Source organism: Klebsiella sp. ME-303, from assembly GCF_007910085.1.
Classification (GTDB): Bacteria; Pseudomonadota; Gammaproteobacteria; order Enterobacterales; family Enterobacteriaceae; genus Klebsiella; species Klebsiella michiganensis.
Window position 1 is genome coordinate 326,448 of record NZ_VOJB01000057.1, and the last position, 26,402, is coordinate 352,849.

Consider the following 26,402-nt stretch of genomic DNA (forward strand, 5'->3'; position numbering starts at 1 on the left):
CAAAAGGGGGTTGATACATGGCTACATTAAGAACATGGGAACGGCGTTACCTTTTCATTTTTGCCAGCCAAAAGCGTTCAATGGCAAAAACACAAAGAGTCGATGAACGCGCCTCACTGATTTATAAAACAGCGTTTCTTTTAATACAAAAGATCGGACCAAAAGTTGCGAAGCGACCACAAAAATGGCGCAGGGCGGAGTGAAATCTGGGCGCGTTATTTCGCTGCGGATAAACCTTGCGAAAGCTAAGGAATGGGAGTAAAGACAATAGAAAAGGGTTGTTTCGCGTATCTCAAGGAGGCTTGATGCCCTACTCACATCTGCTGGTCGCCGTGGCGCCAACCCCGGAAAGCCGGGTCCTCATTCAGAAAGCCGTCTCCATCGCCCGTCCGGTCAATGCGAAGGTCAGCCTGATTACCCTGGCAACGGACCCGGAGCTGTATAACCAGTTTGCGGCGCCAATGATGGAAAATTTACGCGAAGTGATGCAGGAGGAGACGCGCGGCTTTCTGGCCGAGCTCGCCCGCCACGCCGACTACCCGATAGAGAAAATGACTATCGCCAGCGGCGGGATTGCCCACCATGTGAAGGATTTTTGCCAGCGGCATCGCGTTGACCTGGTGATTTGCGGCAACCACAACCAGAGCCTGTTCTCTCGCGCCACCTGTTCGGCGAAAGATATCGTGGGCAGCAGCGGCGTTGACGTGCTGCTGGTGTGTCTGGAAAAAGGTTAGCGCCGAAAGCGCTAACCGCGATCGTCTCAGGCGAGCTTGGGGAAGGTCGCGACCTTGCGCGCTAAGTGGCTCTCCTCACTTCCTGGCTCAATCTCCTTTAGATCGGCAATAAACCGCTCCTGCCAGCGATGAATATCGTTATCTTTAATCACCGCCAGCATGGCCGAATGGCGGGCAATACGCTCGGCCAGCGGCATGGTTAACGCCTGGTCCAGCGCAGCCGCGACCTCGTCGCGATCGTAAGGATTGACGATTAAGGCCGTCGGCAGCTCGTTCGCCGCGCCGGCAAACTGCGACAGCACCAGCACGCCCGGATTTTGCGGGTCCTGCGCGGCCACATACTCTTTCGCTACCAGATTCATCCCATCGCGCAGCGGCGTAACCAGACCGACGTCCGAGTAGCGGAAGATTTTCATCAGCAGCTTGCGTTCAAAGTGCTGGTTCAGGTAATAAAGCGGCGTCCAGCCCAGCTGGCCATATCGGCCATTAATGCGGCCGGCCGCGGTTTCAAGCTGATGACGAATATCCTGGTAGGCCTGAACATCGCCGCGCGACGTCGGCGCAATCTGGGTATAGCGAATCTTGCCGTGATGCTGCGGATAGTTCTCCAGCAGCGCCTCGTAGGCCAGAAAACGCTCCGGCAGCCCCTTGGAATAGTCCAGCCGCTCAACGGAAAAGATATTCTGCACGCTTTTCAGTTCGCTCTTCAGCTGCGCCAGCTTCGGCGGCAGCGGCCCTTTTGCGCTCCGCGCAATCTCTTCCGGATCGATACCGATCGGATAGACTTCGGTGTGGAAAGGTTTCCCCCAGGCCACATGCTTTTTGCCGTCGCGCGTCGTCAGGCGAGTCTGCATCGATACGCAATCGAGAAACGCCAGGCGATCGCTCTCGGTCTGGAAACCCAGTAAATCGTAATCGCACAGCTGTTCAAGCAGCTCCGCGTGCGGCGGGAGCGCGTTAAAGACTTCCGGCGTCGGGAACGGAATATGTAAAAAGAAGCCGATGCGATTATTGACCCCGCGCTGGCGTAGTTCGCTGGCCAGCGGCAGCAGGTGGTAATCGTGGATCCAGACGATATCGTCAGGTTCGATCAGCGGCAGCAGTTTATCCGCCAGCGTTGCGTTGACGCGCTGATAGCCTTCCCAGGCTTCACGCTGAAAATCAACCAGATCGAGACGATAGTGGAAGGCGGGCCATAAAACGGCATTGGAAAAGCGGTTGTAATATTCGTCGTGATCCTGCTCGCTAAGGTTAAAGGAAGCCCAGGTGATATTCCCCTGCTTCACTTTTTTTAACGGCTGCTGGTCGTCACCGATTTCCCCACTCCAGCCGAACCACAGTCCTCCGGCTGCTTTTAATGCCCCCATAATCCCCACGGCAAGGCCACCGGCGCTGGCCTTTTTGTCATCCGGCGGGGCAATACGATTAGATACTACGACTAAGCGACTCATAGCCATCTCTCCTGTCGGTTAGCGCATCTGGTTGTTGCCCATGATTCGCGATGTTACTAATCCAAAGATGAACAGCGGCGACATCCGGCAGGCGCCAGTGCGCCTGGGTCTCACCGCCGCCCACTTTGACCGATACACCACTCAGTTGATTGACGACGCTAAAACCCGCTTCATCGGTTAAGTCATCACCGACAAACACCGGCCTGCGCCCGCTGAATGGAGCTTCCTGCATAAAAGCGGCTATCGCTTCACCTTTATTCACTCCGCGCGGTTTGATCTCCACCACGCACTTACCCGGCTGTAATGCCAGAATGGGATGGCGCTGCACGACGGCCTGCGCCAGCGCCAGCACTGCGTGCTGATGCTCCGGCGCCTGTCGGTAGTGCAGAGCAAAGGCCATCCCCTTACTTTCCAGTTCGCATCCCGGCAAGTCATCCAGCGCCGCGGTCAGTTCCGCAGAGAGCGCCTTCTGGAGAGAATCCGGTAAAGAGACAATATGCGTTTTACCATTGATATCACGGCGTTCAGCCCCGTGGACACCGGCAAGCGGCAGCCGGTAAGGACGGGTAAGCTCATCCAGCTCAACCATTGAGCGCCCTGAAATCAATGCCACCGCGCCGTTGTGCTGCTGCACGAGCTGGCGCAGCGACTGCAAAACATCGGCAGGAATGACCACCTGATCGGGATGGGGTTTGATACCGGCAAGGGTACCGTCGAGGTCAAAGAAAAAAGCGCAGTTTCCGGTTAACGCAGGCGGTACATAAATCTGGTCAGCCACCCTGTTTCCTCCTTATCATGGCCAGCAACATGCTGGGTGTTAAATAATTGTAGCCATGTAAGTATAGACAGTGTGACCAGCCTCGCCATTTTTGATAGTCATTGCCAGCGCAACGAGCGCTGGCAATGGATTAGGATTAAACTGAAAAGTTGGACGAATCAAACGGCTCGTTTCGCTTTCTGTTTGTAGCGGTCAAAGATCACCGCCGCCAGTAAAATCACGCCGCGTACGACATACTGCGAGAATGGCGAGATATTGAGCAGGTTCATCGCATTCTCTACCGTTCCCAGGATCAGGATCCCGGCCACCACGTAGGAGATCTTACCGATCCCGCCTTTCAACGATACGCCCCCCAGCACGCAGGCCGAGATGACAATCAGCTCATAGCCAATTGAGGTCATCGGCTGTCCGCTGGTCATTCGTGAAGCCAGGATAATGCCTGCCGCTGCGGAAACCAGGCCGGAAAGGACGAAAATGATGATCTTGGTCCGCACTACCGGCACGCCCGCCAGACGCGCCGCTTCTTCGTTACCGCCAATCGCCAGGGTATTGCGGCCAAAGGTGGTTTTATTCAACAACAGGCCGAAGACAATCAGGCAGGCAATGGTCAGCCAGATAGGCGCTGGCAGGCCAAACCAGTTGGCGTAGCCGAGGGTAAAGAAACGCTCGTCTTCAATCCCAACCGCTTTACCGTCAGAGATGATATAGGCCAGACCGCGGACGATCTGCATGGTGGCCAGGGTGGTGATCAGGGCGTTAATCTTCAGGCGGGCAATCACAAAACCATTGACCAGGCCACTCAGCGCGCCGAGCAGCAGACCGGCGCCGATCCCCACCCACATGCTCTCCGTCAGGTTAATCACCACCGCCGTGGTCACACCGGCACAGGCGATAACCGAGGCGACCGACAGATCGAAATCCCCCGATGCCAGGCAAAACAGCATTCCGCAGGCCACCATTCCGGACATAGAAATAGCCAGCCCCAGGCCTTTCATATTAATAAACGAGGCAAAATTAGGCACAAAAATCACGCAGCCAATAAACAGCACCGCGAAAACAACCAGCATGCCGAACTGATCCCAAATGCGGGAGAAGCTAAAAGCCGACCGGGTAGTACCTGAAGTGGTAACTGATGACATCATAGACTCCTTACTCAGGCGACCGCCTGGCTCACTTTTGGCATGGCAAGGCTCAATGCCTGCTGTTCATTCGCATGTTCATGCAGCAGCTCTCCGGCGATCTCCCCCTCGCGCATCACAACAATGCGATCGGCGACGCCGAGAACTTCCGGTAAATCGCTGGAGGCAAAGACCACCGCGACGCCCGATGCCGCTAATGCGTAGATAACGTTGTAGATTTCATGTTTAGCGCCCACGTCAATACCGCGCGTTGGCTCGTCAAGCAGGATGACTTTCATCTCTTCCGACAGCCAGCGGCCGAGGATCGCCTTCTGCTGATTGCCGCCGGAGAGGTTCATAATCAGCTGCTCGGCGCCGGGCGTTTTGATATTCAGCGATTTGATATGCTGGTCGGCGTTCTGCGCTTCCCAGGCATTGTTGATAACGCAGCCGGCGAGAATATGCTTGCGACGAGCGCTGATATTGATGTTGTCGCGCACCGAGTGGACCGGAATAATCCCCTCCGCTTTGCGGTCTTCCGGGCAGAGCATCATCCCGGCCTGAATCGCCTGAGCCGGCTTGCGAATATCAATGGCCTCCCCGTCGATATAAACCTGGCCGCCGGTTATTCTGCTGCCGCCGAATAAGCCTTTCATGAGCTCGCTGCGCCCGGCGCCAACCAGCCCAAACAGGCCGACGATTTCTCCGCTGCGCACCGAAAGGCTGACGGGCTGCCGCACGCCTGGCGCCTTCACCTGTTCAAGACGCAAACGCTCTTTGCCATATTCACGCGGCTGCCAGCCGTAGATATCGCCCAGCTCGCGCCCCACCATCGCCTGTACCAGCGCGTCGTGGTTAACCTCTTGCATATTGTCGAAGGTACGCACGTAGCGACCATCTTTGAACACCGTAATCGCGTCGCTTAACGCGAAGATCTCTTCCATGCGGTGGGAAACGTAAATAATGACCCGTCCTTCCTGGCGCAGCTCGCGGATAACCCGAAACAGGTTTTCGATTTCCCGCGCAGACAGGGAGCTGGTCGGCTCATCAAAGGCGATAATTTTTGCGTTACGCGCCAGCGCCTTGGCGATCTCCACCATCTGCCACTGGCCGATAGAGAGATACTTGAGCGGCGTTTCCGGATCGATATCCAGCCCCAGATGCTTCAGCTGCAGGCCGGCTTCATAATTCAGCAGCGACCGGTTCACAATCCCGCCTTTATGCGGCAGCTGCCCGAGGTAGATATTTTCCGCCACGGTCATTTCCGGGATCAGATGCAGCTCCTGATAGATAATGGCCACCCCGGCGTTCAGCGCCTCGGTGGTGTGGGTAAACGTCATCTGCTGGCCGCGGATTTGCAGGCTGCCGGCGGTGGGTATGTAGTTGCCGCTGAGAATTTTCAGCAGCGTGGATTTCCCGGCGCCGTTTTCTCCCATCAGGGCGTGCACCTGTCCGGCATAGCAGCCAAAGCTAATATCGGACAGCGCTTTAACGCCCGGGAATGTCATGGTGATGCCGTGGAATGAGAGATAAGGGGTAGACTGTTGCATAACGACTCCGCTTTTCTGTACAGAGCCTCTCGCGCAAGGCAAGAGGCCCGGTCAACTGGCCTTACAGCCCTTTTTTCGCCAGCTCTTCTTTAAAGTTGTCGCGGGTAATCAGCACCACGTCGGTTACCGCGGTGAATTTCGGCGGTTCAACGTCTTTTGTCACCCAGTTGTAAAGCATTTCGCTGGTTTTATAGCCGTGAATATCCGGGCTTGGCAGCAAAGAGCCATAGAAACCGGTGGCCTGCGCTTTAGAAAGTTCGTTCACCGCATCGACGCCGTTGATACCGATCCCGATAACGTCGGGCGCTTTAAAGCCCTGGCCTTCGGTGGCGCGCACGCCGCCCAGCACGGTGTTGTCGTTCATGCCGACGATCAGCCAGTGCTTAACATCAGGATGTTGAACCAGCATGGAGTTACCGGCGTCAAACGCGCCGGGGATGTCGTTAGATTTGGTTGGCACGCGATAGATTTGTTGCTCCGGGAAACCGGCGGCTTTCAGAGCGTCCATTGAGCCGGTAGTGCGGCGGCGGGCGGTATCCAGCTCGTCGGAAGTAATGGCCATAACCGCGGTATCCTTCACGTCCCAACCGCGTTTCTGCATCTCTTTATAGAGCTCCTGCCCCTGGCGCGCGCCGATTTCGCTGGCCGCCATCATCACCAGCGGTACGCTGTCCATCGGTTTGCCTTTGGCGTTGACGAACTGGTCATCAACGGTAATCACTTTCATATCATAGCCGCGCGCTTTGGCGACAATGGCCGCCCCGAGCTTCGGATCCGGGGTGCAAATGACGAAGCCTTTGGCTCCGCTGGCCGCCAGGCTATCTATCGCGTTCAGGGTTTTCTCGCCGTCGGGCACAGCAATTTTAATGACATCGAAACCTAAATCTTTACCGGCCTTATCGGCAAATTTCCACTCGGTTTGAAACCAAGGCTCTTCAGGCTGTTTCACCAGAAAACCCAGCTTAAGCGTCTCAGCCATAGCTGATTGTGACATAACCGCGGCAAGACCGATTGCCGCCAGCGCTTTAGTAAATTTGTGCATGGTAAACTCCAGCTTTAATTCGCTTTTATGTAGGGAATAATAAGTCTTAAATTTTTAATCGGACGAAAAACAAGGCATTAGAAAAATCTCAACGCTGAGTGCCGTTGTTTAAATAGTATTAACCGGAAATTATTTCTCCATACGAGAGCCCAATCACATCGCGGAATTACAGTAATTGCGTGCATATAAACAGCGAAAAATGACATAAAAAAAGCGCTAATTGTCAGACAATTAGCGCATGCCGTAGCAATATTCTCTATATCATCAGCAGAGTTATCCCTGTAGAGATTACCAGCGACAATAAATGTGCTCCGCATGATTGCGAACGGGCGCCTCATCCCCCAATAAACGGGCGGCTACGGTAAACGAAAAATCAAAAACGTGTCCCAGGCCTTTACCGCTAATCAAATTACCGTCCTCCACTACCGCCTGGTCCACGTACTCTCCGTCCGTAACGTGCTGCCATAACTCTCCCGAACAGACGTAGCGTCGCCCCTTGAGCAGCCCGTTGCCACCGAGCACTCTCGCTGCCGCCGAACAGATCGGACAGATCAGCTTTCCCGCGGTATCGTGGGCCGAAATAAACGCCACGACGTCCCGGCTGGCGGCAAGATTGACGCTTCCCTGCGGGCCGCCGGGCAGAACCACCGCGTCGTACAGTATCCCGACGCGCTCTGTTAGCGTGCTGTCCGCCACCATGGGGATATCGTGATAGCTCACCACCGCGCGCGAATCGGCGCAGGAGAGCAGTTCGACATCGAGGTGTAAGCGACGAAGAATATCAATCACCACAATCGCTTCACCTTCCTCAAAACCCGGTGCCAGCAGCACCGCAACTTTTTTCATTTCCGACTCCTTCAGATAGCCTGTTAGCAATAATGTGTTTACAAAAGCAGCATCTTTTTAAATTAACCTCATCATTTTCTCACTCGCAGGCTACCACAAAATAGAATTATTAATCATTATTTTTAAAACACAATTTCAACAAAATCATTAGAACTACTATCAATTAATGAAGCGCGGAAATAAAAACATTTAAAATCAGCAAAATAAGCTTATATGCGATCGTTAAACATCAGACTTTATTCTTACAAAAGCCCCTCTTTTCAAGATAAATACGGATGTTGTAACGAAATGTAAACATCACTCATTGAGAGTTTTCTTAATTCAAATATGGCGCTATTCTATATTTGTTGAGATAAGAAATTTAATTCAAACGGCTGTGCAGAAATCCTGAATACTATTACTCAGGACTCTCTCTGTGCACCGTAATTTCTAAGGCGACCCTGATGTAGATGCGTCAAGATATGACGCCCGCCCCCTCCAAAGTGAATAAGGATATTTGTATGGTCGTACCAGGAATGGTTCAAAAGCTGAATAACCAGATGAATCTTGAGTTCTATACCTCAAATTTGTATCTGCATTTGAGCGAATGGTGTACTCAGCAACGGTTGAACGGTACCGCCACTTTTCTCCGTAACCGAGCGCAAGCCAGTATCACGCAGATGATGCGGGTCTTTGATTTTATGAAAAAATCAGGCGCCTGGCCCGTTGTGAAAGCGGAAGGAACCTACGGCACTGAATGTTCGTCCCTGGAAGATCTCTTTAGCAAAACCGTCGAAGATTATCAGCAGCGCAGCACGATACTTTCCAGCCTGGCGGAAGAGGCGAAGGCGCAAAGCGATGAATCAACCCTGCGTTTTCTGACGCTGCTTGCTGAAGAGCAGGATCAGGATGGCATACTGCTGGAGACCATTCTTGAAGAAATCCGTCATGCGAAAAATGCCGGAACCAGCGTACAACAAACCGATAGCCACCTGCTGGATCTGGTCAGTCAACAGCGCGTATAACGCCATGCCGGCGGATGCTCGCCGGCGATAAATCATCAGAATTCTCCTGTTCGGGCCAGCGCTCTCTTTAATCGCAGGTTCCCTGTCCCCCTTCTTTTTCGGCGCTTCGGCGCCGTTTTTATTCCAGAAAAGCATTAAAAACTTTTAACCAGATCTCATTCCTGCTCCGCCGGAGGAATTAGCAGGGTATTGGTGATCTGGATCACGTTTAAAACTACGGGTTGATAATATAAAAACACTGTTTCAAAAATTTAAAACACGGAGTTTACTTTAATGGCAAGATATACGGCTTCAGCCCCACAGGGGCTGCAGGGAAGACCGATTTTGTTACGCCATCAGTTAGCCTACGGCGGCGGGAATTTACTGGGAAGCGGCGCACTGGCGATCAGCGGCGCATGGCTGCTCTATTTTTATACAACCTTCTGTGGGCTGACGCTGATCGAAGCCTCCTTTATTTTTTCCGTCGCCAGCATTATCGACGCAATTAGTAATCCGCTGATGGGCTATCTCACCGATAACTTTGGCAAAACGCGGCTGGGTAAACGCTTTGGTCGTCGCCGTTTCTTTTTGTTGATTGGCATTCCGCTGATGATGTTCTACCCGCTGCTGTGGGTAGAAGGCCTCGGCTTTTGGTACTACCTGTGCACCTACGTCGTCTTTGAAATCATTTATACCTCGATTATGGTCCCCTATGAAACATTGGCGACCGAAATGACCGACGATTTCTCACTGCGTTCGAAGCTTACCGGTTATAAAGCGATTTTCGGCAAACTGGCCAACTTTCTCGCGGCATTTATCCCCGGGCAGTTCATCCTGCTTTATGGTAAAGAATCCGCCACCCCGTTTTTTCTCACCGGGCTGACCTACGGCGTCATTCTTATCGTGGCCATCTCCTGCCTGTGGTACTGCAGCTGGGAGCGTCCCCGCGAAGAGGAGATAAGCAAGGGAGAGAAAAAGGGACTGTTCAATACTCTGCTCATGCTGGCGAAAGATATGCGCTCAACGTTTTACCTGCGCGTATTCCGCAAACACCTGGGTATGTATCTCTGCGGCTTCGGCGCCGAGTGGCTTTTTGCCTCGATCTTCACCTACTTTGTTATATTCGTGCTGCAGCACGATCCGGCGATGGTGGCCGGGCTTAACAGTCTGAACTCCATCCTCCAGCTGGTATCAACGGCCCTGTTTATTGGCCTGTGCGTGAAGAAAGGCTTCAGTAAGCCGTATATTCTGGCGCTGAGCGTGGTTATCTTTGCCGTGCTGCTCTACACCTCGCTGTGGTTCTTCCACCTGCCTTCAAGCCTGGCCACCGTCCTGATGTTTGGCATCACTGTGCTGTTCGGTCTCGGCACCGGCGGCGTGTACTATATTCCCTGGACCGTTTACACCTTTTTGGCGGATGTCGATGAAATCTATACCGGCCGTCGCCGCGAAGGGATCTATGCGGGAGCCATGACTTTCTCCGGTAAAATTTTGCGCTCGATTATCGTCTTTTCCATGGGGGCGATCCTCAGCTTCTACGGCTTTCAGTCGAAAGCGCATACGCAGCCAGAGAGCGCGGTCACCGCGATTGCGGTGGTGTTTTGTGCGGGCGTGATTCTGCTGGCGCTGGCAGCCATTGTGTTCAGTAAGCAGATGAAACTCGATCGCAAGGCGCATCTGGTAGTGCTGCAGGAAGTCGCGCGTATTAAAGCTGGCGGTAAGATCGCCGATATCGCACCGGACGTTCGCCTTGTCGTTGAAGATTTAGTCGGCCACCGGTACGAAGAGTGCTGGGGCAACAGCAGGCTGTTTAAAGATACGCAGGAAGGCGCCGTTCAAACCGCCGTCTCCCACTAACAGGTGATAACGCCCCGCTATCACAATGATGGCGGGGCTGACGCCGCTAGTGCGCTTCTTCCTGCGGGGTGAATTTCAGTTCAATCAGCGCGATGGCCTTTTGTACCGCCCTCAGGGTCACCGGGTCAGCCGATGCCGGGTGGCTGGCAAAATCGATGGCTTTCAGCTGGGTGGTCATTTTTTCGCGCACCTCGACGGGGGCGATGACGTCGATGACGTCAAGGATCTGTTTGATAACTAACTGGCAGGCAACCACGTCAGAGACCAGCTCGTCGTGCTCGGTAAGATGTTGAGACATTTTTCACTCCTTTTTTCAGGAGCGTAATAGTACCCTAAATCCCGGGATATAAAAAAACCTGCCGCAGCAGGTTTTTTTATCAGAACATAGCGCCAGGCGGTACGTCTTTGAAGGTTTTGCAGTAGTTTTCGAACATGCTCTTCAGGATTTTGCGCAGTTTCATGGTTGACTCCATTTTTGTTATGCAGGTGTTAATGCCTCGATGGTTATAATATGACTTACATCACAAAAATCAATCTAAACGTGCGCCAAATCACCTATTTTTTACCAAAATAATTTAATTTTTAAACAAAATGAGCAGGACCGGATAGTGAAGAGCCGAACGCTCCGGACCAATCTGCGCTCTCTTTGCTATGGCAGCGACACAATAATGAGTACACACACCTCTTCCAGGGACGACCGTTCTTTTTCAGCACCTGCGCTGCTGGTGGCTGGCGCCTTTTTTATGGAGTTTCTCGACGGCACGGTGATAGCCACCGCCCTGCCCGACATGGCGAAAGATTTTGGCGTGACGGCGGTCGACCTCAATATCGGGATTAGCGCTTATCTTATTACCCTTGCGGTTCTGATACCGGCCAGCGGCTGGATCGCCGATCGTTTTGGCGCGCGGAAAATCTTTACTCTCGCGCTGGCGATTTTTACCCTGGCGTCGGTATTTTGCGGGCTGTCGACCAACGTCGATGTGTTCGTCGCGATGCGTATTCTTCAGGGGATAGGCGGCGCGCTGATGGTGCCCGTTGGCCGGCTGGCGGTACTACGTACCACACCGAAGCACCAGTTGATTAAGGCGATTGCCACCCTGACCTGGCCGGCGCTGGTCGCGCCCATTATTGGCCCACCGCTGGGCGGATTTATCACCCGCTACGCCAGCTGGCACTGGATCTTCTTTATTAACGTGCCGCTCGGGCTTATCGCTATCGCCCTGTCGCTGCGTATCATTCCGAATATTCGCGAAGATGAGCAGCGCCCCTTCGACCTTTCCGGCTTTGTTGCCACCTCGGTGGCGATGGTTAGCCTGGTCGCCGCCATGGAGCTGCTCGGCGATCGCCAGCCTCTGGGCTGGCAGACGCTGGCGCTGCTGGCGTTGGGCCTGGGCTGCATGCTCTTCGCGCTGCGGCACTTCCGCCGCACCAGATGGCCGATGGTGCGCCTTGATGCGCTCAAGATCCCCACCTTCCGGGTCACCATGTACGGCGGTTCCCTGTTCCGCGCCTCCATTAGCGCCGTGCCGTTTCTGCTGCCGCTGCTTTTCCAGGTCGGATTTGGTATGGACCCCTTCCACTCGGGGCTGCTGGTGCTGGCCGTGTTCGTCGGCAACTTAACCATCAAGCCCCTCACAACGCCGCTGATCCGCTGGCTGGGCTTTCGCCGCCTGCTGCTGATTAACGGCGCATTAAACGTTTTGTCGCTGCTGGCCTGCGCTTTTTTAACGCCGCAAACGCCGGTTTGGCTGATCTTTGTGATTCTCTATCTCGGCGGGGTCTTCCGTTCTATCCAGTTTACCGGCATCAGCACGCTCGCGTTTGCCGATGTGCCTTCCGCGCAAATGAGCTACGCCAATACTCTGTTCAGCACCGCGTCACAGCTGGCCGTGGGGCTGGGCATCACGCTCGGCGCGATAGGTATTCGTCTTGGGGAAACGTTCAGCGAATGGTTTACGCTTTCTCACCTGCCGGGCATCAGCTTCCGCCTGTCGTTTATTTTTATCGCGCTGATTTGCCTGGTCGGCATGATTGATAGCCTGCATCTGGCCAAAGAGGCGGGTAGCAGCGTATCGAACAAAAAGAAGTAGCCAAAGAAAAGGCCAGCAGCGCTGGCCTTTAGCATCTCATCATGACGGGATATTAACCGACGATCTGGCGCACAAACGCTTCGATCTCTTTATCCTGGCAGTTCTCAAAGAAGCACTGCTGGAAACGAGGGCCAGAAACGGCGGTTTTCACCAGCTCCGGATCGATCGCGCGCAGCGTATCCAGATAGTTTTCCTTAACTACCGCCGCTTTTACCGCGTTCAGGATCCCGGCGTTACGCACCTGAGGCTCTTTACGCTCCGGCGGATAACCTTCACCGTTGCGGCCGGTAAAAGCTTTTTCAAAGATAAAGCGTACGTTCAGCTCTGCGCCCCAGCCAAAACCCTTCGCAAACGGCAGAGAAAGCGCGTTACCGTTGTTGATCTGCGCAAACAGGAAGGCATCCGCAGGGTCGATACAGTAGCCGCATACCACGCCAGGGTGAATATTCAGCGACATCAGCGCGCCCTGCCCGGTACCGCAGCCGGTCACCACAAAATCCACCGCTTTCGAATTCAGCAGGATGCTGGCCATGATCCCCAGATGAATATAGGTCAGATGATGATCGTTTTCATCGCTCATACCGACGTTGTAAACCGGGAAGCCTTTTTCTTCAGCAACGGCGTTTAACTCATTGAGGATGATGGCGTTTTTGTTCGCCTGGCTGTTTTCCATCATCAGTGCGATTTTCATGCTTTACTCTCCTGAATGCTCTGCGGGCACTCCCGCGATAGTTCGTTAGCGTTGCTATGAACAATACTACCTTACGAACATACTTTCAAATTTTATGAAAAGTTGTTTTATAAATTGCATCTCGCCTCACACTTTTGACTTCCGTCCCCGGCTGGTACGGCATCCCCCCACCCTTACCCACGTCAGGCTAATCCCGCCGCGGCCGCCGGGCGGGTCTATTTTCACCGCTAAATTAGGCGCAACGATTTTTCGCATGGAATATTAAATTAAAACCATTCTCATTATTTTTAAATCGCCAATGCGTGTTATTCCCATTTGCATTATTAATAAATGATTTTATTAATTTACTTTTTGCAAATAAATTAATAACAAATTATAGTGAGCGCACAATAATCCTTAATTCTATTTTCCCGGAGCAGCCTGATGCTAAAAACTGAAATGATCGACAAGCTGAATGCGCAGATGAATCTCGAACTTTATTCCTCTCTGCTTTATCAACAAATGAGCGCCTGGTGCAGCTACCACAGTTTTGAAGGCGCCGCCGCGTTTCTGCGTCGCCACGCGCAGGAAGAAATGACCCATATGCAGCGCCTGTTCGACTATCTGACCGATACCGGCAGCCTGCCCTGCATCACGGCTATCGCCTCACCTTTCGCCGAATATGCGTCCCTGGATGAGCTATTTCGCGTCACCTACGAACATGAACAGCTGATTACGCAGAAAATTAACGAACTGGCCCATGCGGCAATGACCAGCCAGGATTATCCGACATTTAATTTCCTGCAGTGGTACGTTGCTGAGCAGCACGAAGAAGAGAAACTGTTTAAATCCGTTATTGATAAATTGACCCTTGCCGGTAAAAGCGGTGAAGGCCTGTACTTTATTGATAAAGAGCTGGCAACGCTCGATACACAAAATTAATAATTACGGCAGCGACGCCCGGCGTTCGCTGCCGCATGAGTATCAATGGCGGCAAATTTTACTTTCGTGCGTATTAAATCCTTCCTCAGCAGCAATAAATTTGCCTTTTTTCTGCAAAAACGCCACCAGCTCCGCCGCGCTCAGATTTTCCGCCGAGCAGGTATGGAATCGAACCTCTTTCCCAAAACGGTCGATAATCGCCGCTTCCAGCGTAGCAACAGTGTAAGACTCGCCTGATGAAATCATCATTTGCAGCACTTCGTGACCATGAATCGATGGCATAACCCCTCCCGTAAAGGCCGAAGAATAAACCAGCCAGAGCGGCGGATTCTTGCGCCAGCGCAGCTTTCGCGCAAACCCCTGACATCGTAAAGTTAACATTACACTCCCTGTAACCCTCATTTGACGAACTCACTGATTTCACATACTCTGCGCGGCATAATTAATTGTGTATTCCGTGATGGATAGAGAAAAGCGTGAAGAACCGCACTCTGGGTAGTATTTTAATCGTTGCCGGCACCACAATCGGCGCAGGGATGTTAGCGATGCCGCTGGCCTCGGCGGGCGTGGGTTTCGGCGTAACGTTTGGTTTGCTGATAACGCTGTGGGCGCTGATGTGTTATACCGCCTTATTGCTGCTGGAAGTGTATCAGCACGTGCCGGCTGATATGGGACTGGGGTCGCTGGCCGCGCGCTATCTCGGCCGCTACGGGCAGTGGGCTACCGGTTTTTGCATGCTGTTTCTGCTGTACGCTCTCACCGCCGCCTATATTAGCGGCGCCGGCGAGCTGCTGGCCTCCAGCCTCAACCAGTGGCTGGACTGGCGACTGCCTCCTGCGGCAGGCGTCCTGATTTTTACCGGGATCGGCGGGACGGTAGTGTGTATCGGAACCTCGCTGGTCGATCTTTTTAACCGCTTTCTGTTCAGCGCAAAAATTATCTTTCTCGCCATTATGCTGGCTCTGCTGCTGCCGCATATTCACCAGGTAAATTTGTTGACGCTGCCGCTACAGCAGGGACTGGCTCTGTCAGCGATTCCAGTGATTTTTACTTCGTTTGGTTTTCACGGCAGCATACCCAGTATTGTGAGCTATCTGGGCGGGGATATTCGCAAGCTGCGTCGGGTATTTGTCATCGGGAGCTTTATTCCCCTGGTCGCCTATATTTTCTGGCAGCTGGCGACGCTCGGCAGCATTGACTCTCCCGTCTTTACCGCGCTGCTGGCAAAAAATGCCGGGCTTAACGGGCTGCTGGAAGCTATCCGCGAAGTGGTCGCCTCACCGCACGTTGAGCTGGCGGTGCATCTGTTTGCCGATCTGGCGCTGGCGACGTCATTTCTCGGCGTGGCGCTTGGGTTATTCGACTATCTGGCCGATCTGTTTCAACGCCAGAACAGCGCCGGTGGACGGATACAGAGCGGCCTGATTACCTTTTTGCCCCCGCTGGCGTTCGCGCTATTTTACCCGCGTGGCTTCGTGATGGCGTTAGGCTATGCGGGCGTCGCGCTGGCCGTGCTGGCGCTCATGCTGCCTGCGCTGCTGGTCATGAAGAGCCGCAAACAGCATCCTGATGCAGCATGGCGGGTCGCGGGAGGCTCAGCGGCGCTGTGGCTCGTCCTGCTCTGCGGGATCGGCATCGTCGCGATCCAGTTCGCGATTGCCGCAGGCTTGCTGCCCGCGGTGGGGTAAAAAGAAGGGGGCCATATTGGCCCCTTCTTTTATTTGGCTAAACAGCACTGCTTATATTTCTTACCGCTGCCGCACGGGCAAGGATCGTTGCGCCCCACCTTCGCCTCATTCCGGATGGGCTGCTGAACTTCCGCCGGTTGCGCGTGCTCAGTCCAGTAGTTATAAAGCGCCAGGGCGGCAGGACGAATTCGCTCAACGCTGGCGACAAACTCTTCCGCGGATAATTCATCAAGCGCCTCAAATCGCTCCTCGGTACCGTGCAGGGCAATCACGTCCAGCTCCGCCTGCAGCTCAGCCGGCAACGCGGACCAGTCGCTCAGTCCCACCCCGCGCATATAGCCGAAGCACCACTCTTCAACAATCGTGAGCTCCTGCCCTTCCTCTTCGCGGCTGCCGAACATCGGTTCGAACTGTTCGGGATAATCGCTCAAGCGCTCGGCGATATCGCTCATTTGCTGCAGCGTCAGGTTCACAAAACGATCCCGCTCGCGATCGTTGGCCCAGCGCGGCACGTTATCCGCTCCGCCCCAGATAGCAAGCAGCCACTGCGCGGGTTCAATCTCCGTCGGCCCGGAGAGAATGGCCGTCAGCAGCCCATCAAGCTCGGCAACGTCCATGATGGTGCCTTCTACCGCGTATTTCGACAGGATATCGTCCAGCCATTCAACTTCGCTTTCGTTCAGGGGTCCAGTTTTCATAAACAGGCTCATCGTCGTAAAAAATGGCGCTTACAGTAGCGGAAATAGCGAGAGAAAACCACCCGGCTACTCAAGGTTCAGGCTGCGCAGCGTCTCAGCAATCTCACGAAAGGCATCCGGCGAAAGCGGTAGCAGGGGACGCGGCAAACAATCCTCACCGCACAGACCGAGGATCGTCGCCGCTGCGGCAGTGACCCGCAGGCTTCCGCCATACTTCCTGTAGAGCGTCCACAGCGGCTCCAGCCTGGCGCTTATTGCCTCCGCCAGCTGAGCCTGCCCCCGCGTCGCGGCCGCCGTCAGCTCTTTGGCGACGTACGGGAACAGGCCGCCGCACACCGAATACCAGACTTCGCAGCCGGCGTTCAGGCCATCGGCCGCGCAGGCGTCTCCGCTAATCCCGATCGTCACCTCAGCCGGTAGCTGCCGCCGCAGGCTCTGAACGCGCCGTGCGACGTCATTTTTAGCGGGGCCCGGTATTTTAATTGAAGCGATTCCCGGTAGCGCAGCGATCGCGCCTTTAAGCGCATCCGAGGTCGTCACGTGCGTGGTCACGGGGTTATCGTAAACGCAGACGGGCACGGAGACTTCGCGGGTGACGGTCTGGTAAAAAGCAAAAATCTCCTCTTCCGTCAGGGGCTGATAGGCGATTGCCGGCAGGAGCAGCGCGTTGGCGCCAGCCCGCTGCGCATCCTCTGCCAGTCGAAGGACCCGATCGGTCCCCAACGCGCCGATCCCTGCCATAAGCGGCACCGCTCCGGCATGCGATTTGGCCTGTCGGATAACCTGTATTCTCTGCTCGCGGCTGAGCCAGGCATAGCTTCCCGTGGAACCGAGCACGCCGAGAGCATCGACGGCAGATTCGGCGAGGCGAGTGACAATCCGGGCAAAAGCCGTTTCATCAACGCCATGCTGATGTAACGGAGTCAGAGGAAAAGCGCAGAGGCCAGTAAACATTTCATCCCCACTTATTGAGATAATGATAGATTGCCGACACAGAGTAACAACAGATGCGGGTTTTGTCCTATGACAAAAATGAATGAGGTGGGGCTGAGGTTCAAAAGCGAGGTTATGGCAATACAAAAACAAAAAAACCACCCGTAGGTGGTTTCACGACACTGCTTATTGCTTTGATTATTCTGCTTTATCCCAATGGTACCCGGAGCGGGACTTGAACCCGCACAGCGCGAACGCCGAGGGATTTTAAATCCCTTGTGTCTACCGATTCCACCATCCGGGCTCGGGATAGAAATTGGAGGCGCGTTCCGGAGTCGAACCGGACTAGACGGATTTGCAATCCGCTACATAACCGCTTTGCTAACGCGCCTTAATGCTTGAACACCCGCTGATGCCGATGTTTTAAACTGGAGCGGGAAACGAGACTCGAACTCGCGACCCCGACCTTGGCAAGGTCGTGCTCTACCAACTGAGCTATTCCCGCATCATCAAGCTAATTTGCTAATTACTTGATTTTGTTATCGTCTGTCAGACAGTGCTGCCGTTCGATGCGTTGCATTCTACTTACCTGGCGCAATGAGTCAACGATATTTTTTAAAACCTTGTGTTGTTTGCTGAAAATTGCGCCGAAACGATCACTGATCAAGCAAATCGCCGCGCGCAGCGTTCAAATACTGCAGCATGGACCACAGCGTCAGCACCGCCGCCACGAGGAACAGACCAATCCCCGCCCATTCAACCCAGATATTTGGGCGCCACAGCATCCACACCAGCGCGGCCATTTGCGCCGTGGTTTTGACTTTGCCTATCCATGACACCGCCACGCTGCTGCGCTTGCCCAGTTCGGCCATCCACTCGCGCAGCGCGGAGATAATAATTTCACGCGCGATCATGGTAGCGGCCGGTAACGTCACCCACCAGGTATGGTAATGCTCGGCAACCAGTACCATCGCAATAGCCACCATGACTTTATCCGCGACCGGATCGAGGAAAGCGCCAAAACGCGTGCTCTGATTCCAGCGACGCGCCAGATAACCATCAAACCAGTCGGTCACCGCTGCGACGAAGAAAATTAGCGCACAGGCAAAAGGGGCCCAAGTAAACGGCAGATAAAACGCCAGTACAAAGAACGGGATAAGAATGACGCGAAACAGAGTAAGCAACGTAGGGATATTAAATTGCATAGTAACGGGTAACTATCTGTTGTAAGTAAAAATTAGCCCTATGTTGCTACAGAGCTCCTAATGTTTCAACGAGTAGAAGATCTTTTCTGCCAGACCGTGAGATATACCCGGTACTTGCGCAATTTCTTCGACGCTGGCTTTCTGCAACCCTTGCAGACCGCCCATATATTTAAGCAGCATCTGTCGGCGTTTGGGTCCGACTCCCTCAATGGTTTCCAGCGTGCTGGTGCTTTTTACTTTTGCCCGTTTCTTACGGTGGCCGGTAATGGCGTGATCGTGCGACTCGTCGCGAATATGCTGAATCACATGCAGCGCGGGGGAGTCCGGCGGCAGACTAAAGCCCTCGCCTTCCGGTTCAAAGAACAGCGTCTCCAGGCCCGCTTTACGATCGCTGCCTTTTGCCACGCCCAATAACAGAGGGTGACTTTTATCCCACGGCACGTCCAGCTCGGCAAAAACCGTCTTCGCCTGCCCAAGCTGGCCTTTACCGCCGTCGATCAGGATAACATCGGGAATTTTACTCTCTTCTATTGCCTTACCGTAGCGACGACGCAGGACCTGATTCATCGCCGCATAATCATCTCCCGGCGTGATGCCGGTAATATTGTAACGGCGATACTCTGCGCGCAGCGGTCCGTTGCTATCAAAAACCACGCACGACGCCACCGTCTGTTCGCCCATGGTATGGCTGATGTCAAAGCATTCCATCCGATTGACGGCCGGAAGCTTGAGTAATGTCGCCAGCGCCCGCAAACGTTGCGTAATCGTTGAATGCTGGGAAAGCTTGGTGGTCAGCGCCGTCGCGGCGTTCGTGCGCGCCAGCTTCAGGTAACGGGCGCGATCGCCGCGGGGTTTGGTCTGTACGTTAACCCGGCGCCCGGCCAGCTCTGAGAGCGAATCCGCCAGCAGGGTTTTGTCTCCCAGGTTAAAATCCAGCAGGATCTCGCCCGGCAGCGTCCGCATCTGGCTGCCCTGCAAATAAAACTGCCCGACAAAGGTTTCCACCACTTCACCGAGTTCGGTGCCATTCGGCACTTTGGGGAAATAGCTGCGGCTACCAAGGACTTTACCCTGGCGGATAAACAGCACGTGGACGCACGCCATGCCGGCATCAAACGAGACGCCGATAACATCCAGATCGTCACCGGTATTGGAGACGAACTGTTTCTCCGTTACCCGACGTACGGCCTGAATCTGGTCGCGGATCCGCGCTGCCTCTTCAAATTCCAGCGCCTGGCTGGCCTTTTCCATGCGGGCAATCAGCTGAGTCAGTACCTGATCGTCTTTGCCCGCCAGGAACAGGCGCACGTAGTCGACCTGCTGGGCATACTCTTCCTCGCTCACCAGTCCGGCGACGCACGGCCCCAGACAGCGGCCAATTTGATACTGCAGGCAAGGCCGCGAACGGTTGCGATAGACGCTGTTCTCACACTGGCGGATAGGGAAGATTTTTTGCAGCAGCGCTAACGTCTCGCGAACCGCGTAGCCGTTGGGGAACGGGCCAAAATATTCGCCTTTCGCATGCTTCGCCCCACGATGCGTCGCCAGGCGAGGATGCGTATCGCCGCTAAGGAAAATAAAGGGATAGGATTTATCATCGCGCAGCAGCACGTTGTAACGCGGCTGGTATAGTTTGATGTAGTTATGCTCAAGCAGCAGCGCTTCCGTTTCGGTGTGGGTCACGGTAACGTCAATCTGGGCGATAAGCGCCACCAGCGCTTCGGTTTTACGCGAAGCCAGGTTGCTGCGAAAATAGCTGCTCAGCCGCTTTTTCAGGTCTTTCGCTTTGCCTACATAGATAACAGTCCCGCCAGCGTCATACATGCGATAGACGCCCGGCTGGCTGGTTACTGTTTTCAGGAAAGCTTTTGCATCAAAAACATCACTCACTGACTTGCTAACGACTCCGCATTGCACAGGCCATGGCGAATTGCCAGGTGCGTCAGCTCCACATCGCCGTGTATGTTCAGTTTACTGAACATACGATAGCGGTAGCTGTTCACCGTCTTGGGACTCAGATTCAACTGCTCTGAGATCTCGTTGACCTTCTGACCTTTAGTAATCATTAGCATAATCTGCAATTCTCGCTCAGACAAACTGGCAAACGGCGACTCCGCCTTCTCCGGTTCAATCTGGCTTAGCGCCATCTGCTGGGCGATATCAGAGGCGATATAACGCTGACCCGATGCCACGCAGCGAATCGCATTCACAACCTCCTGCGGCGCGGCGCCTTTACTGAGGTAGCCAGCAGCGCCGGCCTGCATGACTTTCGCCGGCAGCGGGTTTTCCGTATGCACGGTCAGCATTATCACTTTGGCATCAGCAACGGAACGGGCAATTTTTCGCGTAGCCTCAAGGCCACCGATACCCGGCATGTTCATATCCATCAGGACTACATCAACGGGATTCGCGCGGCACCATTTCACGGCATCCTCACCGCAGCAGGCCTCGCCGGCAACTTTAATCCCTTTTATATCTTCCAGAATGCGTCGTATCCCTGCGCGCACCAGTTCGTGGTCATCAACAAGAAGGACGTTGATCAAAGGAATATTCTCCAGAATTAGGGATAACGCTACTGATAGCTTATCTCCCACATATTACCGGGTTTTAACCTAATTTTGAAAGCCAAAAAATGTGCTGGGAAAGATTTCTTACGCAATTATGGAAATTTGTCTGCACACCCGCTGGAAAGCCATACATAACATAGAGTTGTACAACAGTTATTTTTTAACATTCATCATACAGATTACGTAAAAACACAACACATTGCGTAGGCGATAAATATGTGCCTGAATATGTAACAATTATTAACACGAAAACGGGGCGTACGAAAAAATTAACACGCTTAGATCTCATGAATACGTATTATTCAGTCAATTAAATCATTCACCACTCGGATGAAAGAACAGAAATCAAGCACTCCTTTTTTTTCCTTTGCTTGTGGTATACTGCGCCGCCTTCACTTTTAGTCATGCGCAATTGCGCAGAAAGCAACCGAGGATATAGATGAGCACTCCAGATTTTTCCACTGCGGAAAATAACCAAGAACTGGCACAGGAAGTTTCGTGTCTGAAAGCAATGATAACGCTGATGCTGCAGGCCATGGGTCAGGCTGATGCAGGCCGCGTGATTATTAAAATGGAAAAGCAAATCGCGCAGATGGAAGATGAGGCTCAGGCTGCCGTATTCTCCAGCACCGTTAAGCAAATTAAGCAGGCATATCGTCAGTAATCAATTACCGGCTGAAGGTATTACTAACAGCCGGTCTTACGTCTGGCACGCAGAACAACACATGAGATCAAATTAAGCCCGTCGCTACGGCATAGCAGGCGATTTGGGTTTTGTTTGGCGCGTTGAATTTTCGCTGCATATTTTTCTGATGGAAATTGACGGTATTTTCTGAGATAGACAGAATCATTGCCACCTCAGCCGAGGTTTTCCCTTCCGCCGTCCATTTCAAAATCTCCAGTTCACGTCGACTAAATTTCATTTCCGGCGGCATAACCATCTCGTCCTCCAGGCGCAAAAGCGTCAGCAGGCTCAATTCGGTTAGCGTTCTTAAGCGCATCTCCAGCTCATCTTCCGCAAAGGGTCCCTGGCTATGGCTGGTTCCTGAAACGGATAAGAATCCCTGAGCATGGTTCGGTAGCGTCAGGCACTGCGTGACGCCCTTGCGTAATCCATGGTCGCGCGCGCCGTCCCATAATTCCGGTGTATCATGGAATAGCTTGTCGTTCCATGGCAGATGCCCACGAAGGAAATTCTCCTTGCGCAGCACCGGGTCGATCGCCAGATAATTCTCGGCTTGATAATGCGCCATCCAGGCCTGAGGATAGGTCGATTGCAGCGTCACCCTGGGCCGAGTAAAAGGCACGGGATGCCGTACGCAGAGTGCGAAGTAGTCATATTCCAGCCCTTTTGCTTCCTGCTGGAGAAGATGATAAACCCCCTCTCCTGCAGAAACGGACTGAAATTGTTGCAGCATTTCCCGCCGCCAGCTGAAAAAATCATTGTCCCTCATAACTAACCAAATAACTCCTGAGTGATAATCATTATTATAAATACATAAAACTAACACATAAACCCTGCTTATATGTATAAAAAATGGCAGCTACCGCATTTATTAGACTACGTCCGGCGAAAGTACCGGATACGTTAAAAAATTATGCCAATTGACGTGGCACAAAACCTTGACAGATGTATCGTCGTTGCTTATGACCACCATCCGGACATACTTTTTTTGCTGATAAACCGGTTATTCAGCGCTGCCCGGCCGCATCCGTCAGACAAGCCTGAGCGAATGCGGCCGGCGCGGGGCGATTACTGCATCAGGAATTTTTCGAGGAACTGGCGGGTACGCGCGTGCTGAGGATTGGCAAACAGCGCTTTTGCTTCACCCTGTTCAACGATACGCCCCTGATCCATAAAAATAGCGCGGTCCGCCACGTCGCGGGCAAAGCTCATCTCATGGGTCACGATCACCATCGTGCGCCTCTCCTGCGCCAGCTGGCGAATGGTATTGAGTACCTCCCCTACCAGCTCAGGATCTAATGCCGACGTTGGCTCATCAAACAGAATGACATCCGGACGCATCGCCAGCGCGCGAGCAATCGCCACGCGCTGCTGCTGCCCGCCGGACAAACGACGCGGGTAGCTATTTTCTTTACCGGTAAGCCCAACTTTCGTCAGCAGTTCACGCGCCCGGGCGATGGACTCATTTTTATCCTCCCCTTTAACGATGACCGGCCCTTCGATAATGTTTTCCATCACCGTACGATGGGGGAAAAGATTAAAATTCTGAAACACAAAGCCCACGTGCTGACGCAGGCGGCGAATGGCCGTTTTTTGCTGGTTGATGCTGCGCCCGGCATCGATCGTCACGTCGCCTACGCGAATCGTGCCGCTTTCCGGCTGCTCCAGGAGATTAATACTGCGCAGCAGCGTCGTTTTCCCCGAACCGCTGGGACCGATAATCGCCACCACTTCCCCTTGTTGAACCTCAAGGTCGATACCATGAAGCACCGTCTGGCCATGGAATTTTTTCACCAGGTTTTTGACTTCAATCGCACTCATTTTGGATCTCGCTCCTGGCGGTTCAGCTGATTTTCAAAATAGTTTTGCAGCGTGGAAAGCACCGTTGCCATTACCCAGTAGATAAGCGAAGCGGCCAGGTACATGGTGAATACCTCCAGCGTCCGGGAGGTGATCAGCTGAGCCTGACGGAACAGTTCTGGCACCTGGATAGTTGCCGCCAGCGAGGTATCTTTCACCAGGCTGATAAAACTGTTGGAAAGCGGCGGTAACGCCACGCGCGCGGCCTGAGGAAGAATCGCGCGGCGCATAGCCTGCCAGCGCGTCATACCAATACTCGCCGCGGCCTCCCACTGTCCTTTATCAATGGATGCAATCGCTGCGCGCAGCGTTTCCGCCGCGTAGGCCGCCGTGTTTAAAGACAGGCCGATCATCGCCGCGGGAATAGGATCCAGCTCAATGCCGAACTGCGGCAAGCCGTAATAGATCATAAACAGCTGCGCAATCAGCGGCGTTCCGCGAAAGATGGAGATGTACATCCGCGCCAGCCATTTAATCGGCCAGACGGGCGACATGCGCATCAGCGCCAGAATAAACCCCAGCACGAGGCCAAAAAACATGCCGCCGATGCTGAGCTGTAGCGTAAATACCGCGCCCTTCAGCAGAAAAGGCGCGGAATCAATAACCAGTTGGATACTCTCTTGCATTCTATGTGTTCTGCATTAGATATGAGGATGATAGGCGAACAGCGCAGGCGCGCCGCCGGTGTGAACAAACAGTATTGGGCCTTCATCCTTAAAGCGCTTCTGGCTGATACCATCAATCAATCCGGCCATCGCCTTCCCGGTATACACCGGATCCAGCAGGATACCTTCCAGCTGCGCCAGCAGCTTCACCGCCGCCATCTCTTCGTCGTTCGGTATTCCGTAACCCGGCGCAAAGTACTCATCCCACAGCTGAATACCGGCCTTTGCCTCCAGTTCCAGACTATTTGCCACCGCCTGCTGCAGCGCAGCCACTTTTGGCAGCTGGTCAGCCACGCTGCGCGATACGGTCACGCCGATAAGCTCGGCATTGGGCATCAGCTGCTCCAGTCCCACGGCGAGGCCGGCATGCGTACCGGCGCTGCCGGAGGCGACGACCACGGAGGAGAGCTCGACCGCCCCTTCGCACTGCTGGGCAATTTCCAGCGCGCTCTCCACATAGCCCAGCGCGCCCAGCGCGTTCGAACCGCCAACCGGAATCACGTACGGACGATAGCCCTGAGCTTCAATGCGGGTCGCCAGCGCTTCCAGCTGAGCATTAGGATCGGTCAGCGCGTCGCACATTTCGACCTGAGTATTAAACAGGTCAAGCAGCAGGCGGTTACCGTTGGTCAGGTAGTTCTCAGCCCGGGTACCCATTGGATTCTCCAGTAGCGCCACGCAGTGCAGGCCCAGCTTAGCCGCCACCGCCGCCGTCTGGCGCACATGGTTGGACTGGATAGCTCCGGCGGTAATCAGGGTATCCGCCCCTTCTCGCAGCGCTTCGGCAGCCAGAAATTCAAGCTTACGTAGCTTGTTGCCCCCCATCGCAAGCGGGGTCACATCATCGCGCTTGATAAAAATTTCGCGGCCAAGGTAATCGGACAAGCGCGGCAGATATTCCAGCGGCGTCGGCGCGCCAATCAGTTCCAGACGCGGGAATAGGGTTAAATTTTGCAGTGACATAAGACCTCCTGACTGAATTATCCTTGATTATGCACGCTGTGACGCGCGAAATAAAAAAAGGCGCTATCAGGAGCGCCTTTTTTCACCGCTGGCCGTTACTTCGTGACGTCAGCGCCAAACCATTTTTCCGACAGCGCCTTCAGGCTGCCGTCTTTTTGCATATCCGCAATGGCGCCATCAACCGCTTTCAGCAGGTCTTCATTACCTTTGCGCAGCGCAACGCCGGATTCCTGGCGAGAGAAGGCTTCACCGGTGACGGCAAGGGTGTTACCGGTTTTCTTCACCAGATCCAGCGCTGCCAGACGGTCAACCAGGATGGCGTCAATTCGCCCTACGCGCAGATCCTGGTATTTCGTCGGGTCATCATCATAAGTCCGAATGTCGACGCCCTGTACGTTCTGGCGCAGCCACTCTTCGTAGTTGGTCCCCAGGCCGACGCCAACTTTCTTACCTTTCAGGTCGGCTGCGGTTTTAATCACGCCTTCGTTACCTTTTTTCACCAGCGCCTGGATCCCGGAAACGGTGTACGGCGTCGAGAAGTCATATTTTTGCTTACGCTGATCGGAAATAGTGACCTGGTTTATCACCACATCGATACGTTTAGAGTCCAGCGAAGCCAGCATGCCGTCCCATTTCGTGGGTTTAAGGTCAGCCTTCACGCCCAGATGTTTCGCCAGTTCATTAGCAAAATCCACCTCGAAGCCGGTCAGCTTACCGTCATCTCCCTGATAGCTGAATGGCGGATATGTCCCTTCCAGACCCACGCGTAGCGTGCCGCGTTCTTTAACCTGATTAAGCAGATTTTCAGCAGCAAAAGTTTTTACGCTGACGCCGGTCATTAATACGACGGCCATTGCGCCCATCAGCGCCTGACGACCCAGAAGTGCTAATTTCATAGATACCCCTAACAGAGTGATATTTTGCTGTAGTGTAAGGCGTTTAACCTTAGTCACCAACATCGATACGCTACATCTTATTCCAAATTATTATATATGATGCCTTTTAGGGCATAGTGAAAACGTATCGAAAACATCTCCATTTTGCTGGATATCTCTCATACTTCAATGGTCAGCTTGA

The 26,402-nt window shown here is 53.7% G+C and carries 28 protein-coding genes and 3 tRNA genes; 8 read left to right on the forward strand and 23 right to left on the reverse strand.

Annotated features, from left to right (window positions below; translation table 11 throughout):
• Positions 1–17: 17 nt before the first annotated feature.
• Positions 18–203 (forward strand): hypothetical protein, encoded by a 186-nt coding sequence (locus FQK12_RS27235; protein ID WP_157870119.1) that lies wholly within the window; start codon positions 18–20, stop codon positions 201–203.
• A gap of 102 nt (positions 204–305) precedes the next feature.
• Positions 306–734: a universal stress protein UspC gene (gene uspC / locus FQK12_RS04930; RefSeq protein ID WP_004852164.1), complete on the forward strand. Its 429-nt coding sequence runs from the start codon at positions 306–308 to the stop codon at positions 732–734.
• A 26-nt stretch (positions 735–760) separates the two neighbouring features.
• Here uspC and otsA read toward each other — a convergent pair whose 3' ends face one another.
• The 6 genes from otsA to FQK12_RS04960 form a co-directional block, all read right to left on the reverse strand.
• On the reverse strand, positions 761–2,185 hold the full coding sequence (gene otsA / locus FQK12_RS04935) for an alpha,alpha-trehalose-phosphate synthase (RefSeq protein WP_014229861.1): 1,425 nt from the start codon (positions 2,183–2,185) through the stop codon (positions 761–763).
• Positions 2,160–2,963 carry a trehalose-phosphatase gene (otsB, locus tag FQK12_RS04940; protein WP_014229862.1) on the reverse strand — a complete coding sequence of 268 codons (804 nt, stop codon included), beginning with the start codon at positions 2,961–2,963 and terminating at the stop codon, positions 2,160–2,162. The genes otsA and otsB overlap by 26 nt, the downstream gene beginning before the upstream one ends.
• Positions 2,964–3,121: 158 nt before the next feature.
• Positions 3,122–4,102, reverse strand: coding sequence for an L-arabinose ABC transporter permease AraH (gene araH / locus FQK12_RS04945; RefSeq protein WP_004852169.1), 981 nt, complete (start codon positions 4,100–4,102; stop codon positions 3,122–3,124).
• A gap of 14 nt (positions 4,103–4,116) precedes the next feature.
• Entirely contained in the window at positions 4,117–5,631 is a 1,515-nt protein-coding gene (araG, locus tag FQK12_RS04950) for an L-arabinose ABC transporter ATP-binding protein AraG (RefSeq protein ID WP_014229863.1), read from the reverse strand.
• A 61-nt stretch (positions 5,632–5,692) separates the two neighbouring features.
• Positions 5,693–6,673, reverse strand: a complete 981-nt coding sequence (locus tag FQK12_RS04955) for an arabinose ABC transporter substrate-binding protein (RefSeq protein ID WP_014229864.1) — start codon at positions 6,671–6,673, stop codon at positions 5,693–5,695.
• 288 nt (positions 6,674–6,961) lie between these two features.
• On the reverse strand, positions 6,962–7,519 hold the full coding sequence (locus FQK12_RS04960; protein ID WP_014229865.1) for a DJ-1/PfpI family protein: 558 nt from the start codon (positions 7,517–7,519) through the stop codon (positions 6,962–6,964).
• Between the two features lie 500 nt (positions 7,520–8,019).
• Between FQK12_RS04960 and FQK12_RS04965 the strand changes: the two genes are divergently transcribed.
• Together FQK12_RS04965 and FQK12_RS04970 are read left to right on the forward strand one after the other, a co-directional pair.
• Positions 8,020–8,523 carry a non-heme ferritin-like protein gene (locus tag FQK12_RS04965; RefSeq protein WP_014229866.1) on the forward strand — a complete coding sequence of 168 codons (504 nt, stop codon included), beginning with the start codon at positions 8,020–8,022 and terminating at the stop codon, positions 8,521–8,523.
• Between the two features lie 324 nt (positions 8,524–8,847).
• A complete protein-coding gene (locus FQK12_RS04970; protein WP_014229867.1) occupies positions 8,848–10,359 on the forward strand; it encodes an MFS transporter in 1,512 nt (503 codons plus the stop codon).
• Between the two features lie 46 nt (positions 10,360–10,405).
• Here the strand turns inward: FQK12_RS04970 and FQK12_RS04975 are convergent, their stop codons facing one another.
• Both FQK12_RS04975 and azuC read right to left on the reverse strand, forming a co-directional pair.
• Complete coding sequence (locus FQK12_RS04975; protein WP_014229868.1) at positions 10,406–10,657, reverse strand: DUF2766 family protein; 252 nt, start codon at positions 10,655–10,657, stop codon at positions 10,406–10,408.
• A 79-nt stretch (positions 10,658–10,736) separates the two neighbouring features.
• Positions 10,737–10,820 (reverse strand): stress response protein AzuC, encoded by an 84-nt coding sequence (gene azuC / locus FQK12_RS04980; protein WP_014229869.1) that lies wholly within the window; start codon positions 10,818–10,820, stop codon positions 10,737–10,739.
• Between the two features lie 207 nt (positions 10,821–11,027).
• Here azuC and FQK12_RS04985 point away from each other — a divergent pair, with 207 nt between their 5' ends.
• Positions 11,028–12,449 carry an MFS transporter gene (locus tag FQK12_RS04985; protein ID WP_014229870.1) on the forward strand — a complete coding sequence of 474 codons (1,422 nt, stop codon included), beginning with the start codon at positions 11,028–11,030 and terminating at the stop codon, positions 12,447–12,449.
• A 52-nt stretch (positions 12,450–12,501) separates the two neighbouring features.
• Here FQK12_RS04985 and FQK12_RS04990 read toward each other — a convergent pair whose 3' ends face one another.
• Entirely contained in the window at positions 12,502–13,140 is a 639-nt protein-coding gene (locus FQK12_RS04990) for an RpiB/LacA/LacB family sugar-phosphate isomerase (protein WP_014229871.1), read from the reverse strand.
• A gap of 423 nt (positions 13,141–13,563) precedes the next feature.
• Here FQK12_RS04990 and ftnA point away from each other — a divergent pair, with 423 nt between their 5' ends.
• Complete coding sequence (gene ftnA, locus FQK12_RS04995) at positions 13,564–14,061, forward strand: non-heme ferritin (RefSeq protein ID WP_004852185.1); 498 nt, start codon at positions 13,564–13,566, stop codon at positions 14,059–14,061.
• A 42-nt stretch (positions 14,062–14,103) separates the two neighbouring features.
• On the opposite strand, the gene FQK12_RS05000 is transcribed toward ftnA, so the two are convergent.
• Positions 14,104–14,343: a YecH family metal-binding protein gene (locus FQK12_RS05000; protein WP_004852186.1), complete on the reverse strand. Its 240-nt coding sequence runs from the start codon at positions 14,341–14,343 to the stop codon at positions 14,104–14,106.
• Between the two features lie 194 nt (positions 14,344–14,537).
• On the opposite strand from FQK12_RS05000, the gene tyrP reads away from it, so the two are divergent.
• On the forward strand, positions 14,538–15,749 hold the full coding sequence (tyrP, locus tag FQK12_RS05005; protein WP_032693587.1) for a tyrosine transporter TyrP: 1,212 nt from the start codon (positions 14,538–14,540) through the stop codon (positions 15,747–15,749).
• Positions 15,750–15,778: 29 nt separating this feature from the next.
• On the opposite strand, the gene FQK12_RS05010 is transcribed toward tyrP, so the two are convergent.
• The 8 genes from FQK12_RS05010 to uvrY form a co-directional block, all read right to left on the reverse strand.
• The gene (locus tag FQK12_RS05010; protein WP_014838846.1) at positions 15,779–16,459 is read right to left on the reverse strand and encodes a YecA family protein; all 681 of its coding nucleotides are present in this window, start codon (positions 16,457–16,459) and stop codon (positions 15,779–15,781) included.
• Between the two features lie 54 nt (positions 16,460–16,513).
• On the reverse strand, positions 16,514–17,401 hold the full coding sequence (locus FQK12_RS05015) for a dihydrodipicolinate synthase family protein (RefSeq protein WP_014229874.1): 888 nt from the start codon (positions 17,399–17,401) through the stop codon (positions 16,514–16,516).
• A 196-nt stretch (positions 17,402–17,597) separates the two neighbouring features.
• Positions 17,598–17,684 (reverse strand) — tRNA-Leu (locus FQK12_RS05020).
• 13 nt (positions 17,685–17,697) lie between these two features.
• Positions 17,698–17,771 (reverse strand) — tRNA-Cys (locus tag FQK12_RS05025).
• A gap of 38 nt (positions 17,772–17,809) precedes the next feature.
• Positions 17,810–17,885 (reverse strand) — tRNA-Gly (locus FQK12_RS05030).
• A gap of 151 nt (positions 17,886–18,036) precedes the next feature.
• Positions 18,037–18,585: a CDP-diacylglycerol--glycerol-3-phosphate 3-phosphatidyltransferase gene (gene pgsA / locus FQK12_RS05035; protein ID WP_004122100.1), complete on the reverse strand. Its 549-nt coding sequence runs from the start codon at positions 18,583–18,585 to the stop codon at positions 18,037–18,039.
• A 57-nt stretch (positions 18,586–18,642) separates the two neighbouring features.
• Positions 18,643–20,475, reverse strand: a complete 1,833-nt coding sequence (gene uvrC / locus FQK12_RS05040; protein WP_004852196.1) for an excinuclease ABC subunit UvrC — start codon at positions 20,473–20,475, stop codon at positions 18,643–18,645.
• A complete protein-coding gene (gene uvrY, locus FQK12_RS05045; protein WP_004122102.1) occupies positions 20,472–21,128 on the reverse strand; it encodes a UvrY/SirA/GacA family response regulator transcription factor in 657 nt (218 codons plus the stop codon). The genes uvrC and uvrY overlap by 4 nt, the downstream gene beginning before the upstream one ends.
• A 463-nt stretch (positions 21,129–21,591) precedes the next feature.
• Here uvrY and FQK12_RS05050 point away from each other — a divergent pair, with 463 nt between their 5' ends.
• On the forward strand, positions 21,592–21,816 hold the full coding sequence (locus FQK12_RS05050) for a DUF2594 family protein (RefSeq protein ID WP_004122104.1): 225 nt from the start codon (positions 21,592–21,594) through the stop codon (positions 21,814–21,816).
• Positions 21,817–21,883: 67 nt separating this feature from the next.
• Here the strand turns inward: FQK12_RS05050 and sdiA are convergent, their stop codons facing one another.
• The 5 genes from sdiA to tcyJ all read right to left on the reverse strand — a co-directional run bounded on the left by sdiA (position 21,884) and on the right by tcyJ (position 26,221).
• Entirely contained in the window at positions 21,884–22,606 is a 723-nt protein-coding gene (sdiA, locus tag FQK12_RS05055; protein ID WP_014229875.1) for a transcriptional regulator SdiA, read from the reverse strand.
• A gap of 299 nt (positions 22,607–22,905) precedes the next feature.
• Positions 22,906–23,658, reverse strand: a complete 753-nt coding sequence (tcyN, locus tag FQK12_RS05060) for an L-cystine ABC transporter ATP-binding protein TcyN (RefSeq protein WP_004852203.1) — start codon at positions 23,656–23,658, stop codon at positions 22,906–22,908.
• A complete protein-coding gene (tcyL, locus tag FQK12_RS05065) occupies positions 23,655–24,323 on the reverse strand; it encodes a cystine ABC transporter permease (protein WP_004103458.1) in 669 nt (222 codons plus the stop codon). Before tcyL ends, tcyN begins: the two co-directional genes overlap by 4 nt.
• 15 nt (positions 24,324–24,338) lie before the next feature.
• Positions 24,339–25,325, reverse strand: a complete 987-nt coding sequence (dcyD, locus tag FQK12_RS05070) for a D-cysteine desulfhydrase (protein ID WP_014229876.1) — start codon at positions 25,323–25,325, stop codon at positions 24,339–24,341.
• Between the two features lie 95 nt (positions 25,326–25,420).
• A complete protein-coding gene (gene tcyJ, locus FQK12_RS05075; RefSeq protein WP_014229877.1) occupies positions 25,421–26,221 on the reverse strand; it encodes a cystine ABC transporter substrate-binding protein in 801 nt (266 codons plus the stop codon).
• Between the last annotated feature and the right edge of the window lie 181 nt (positions 26,222–26,402).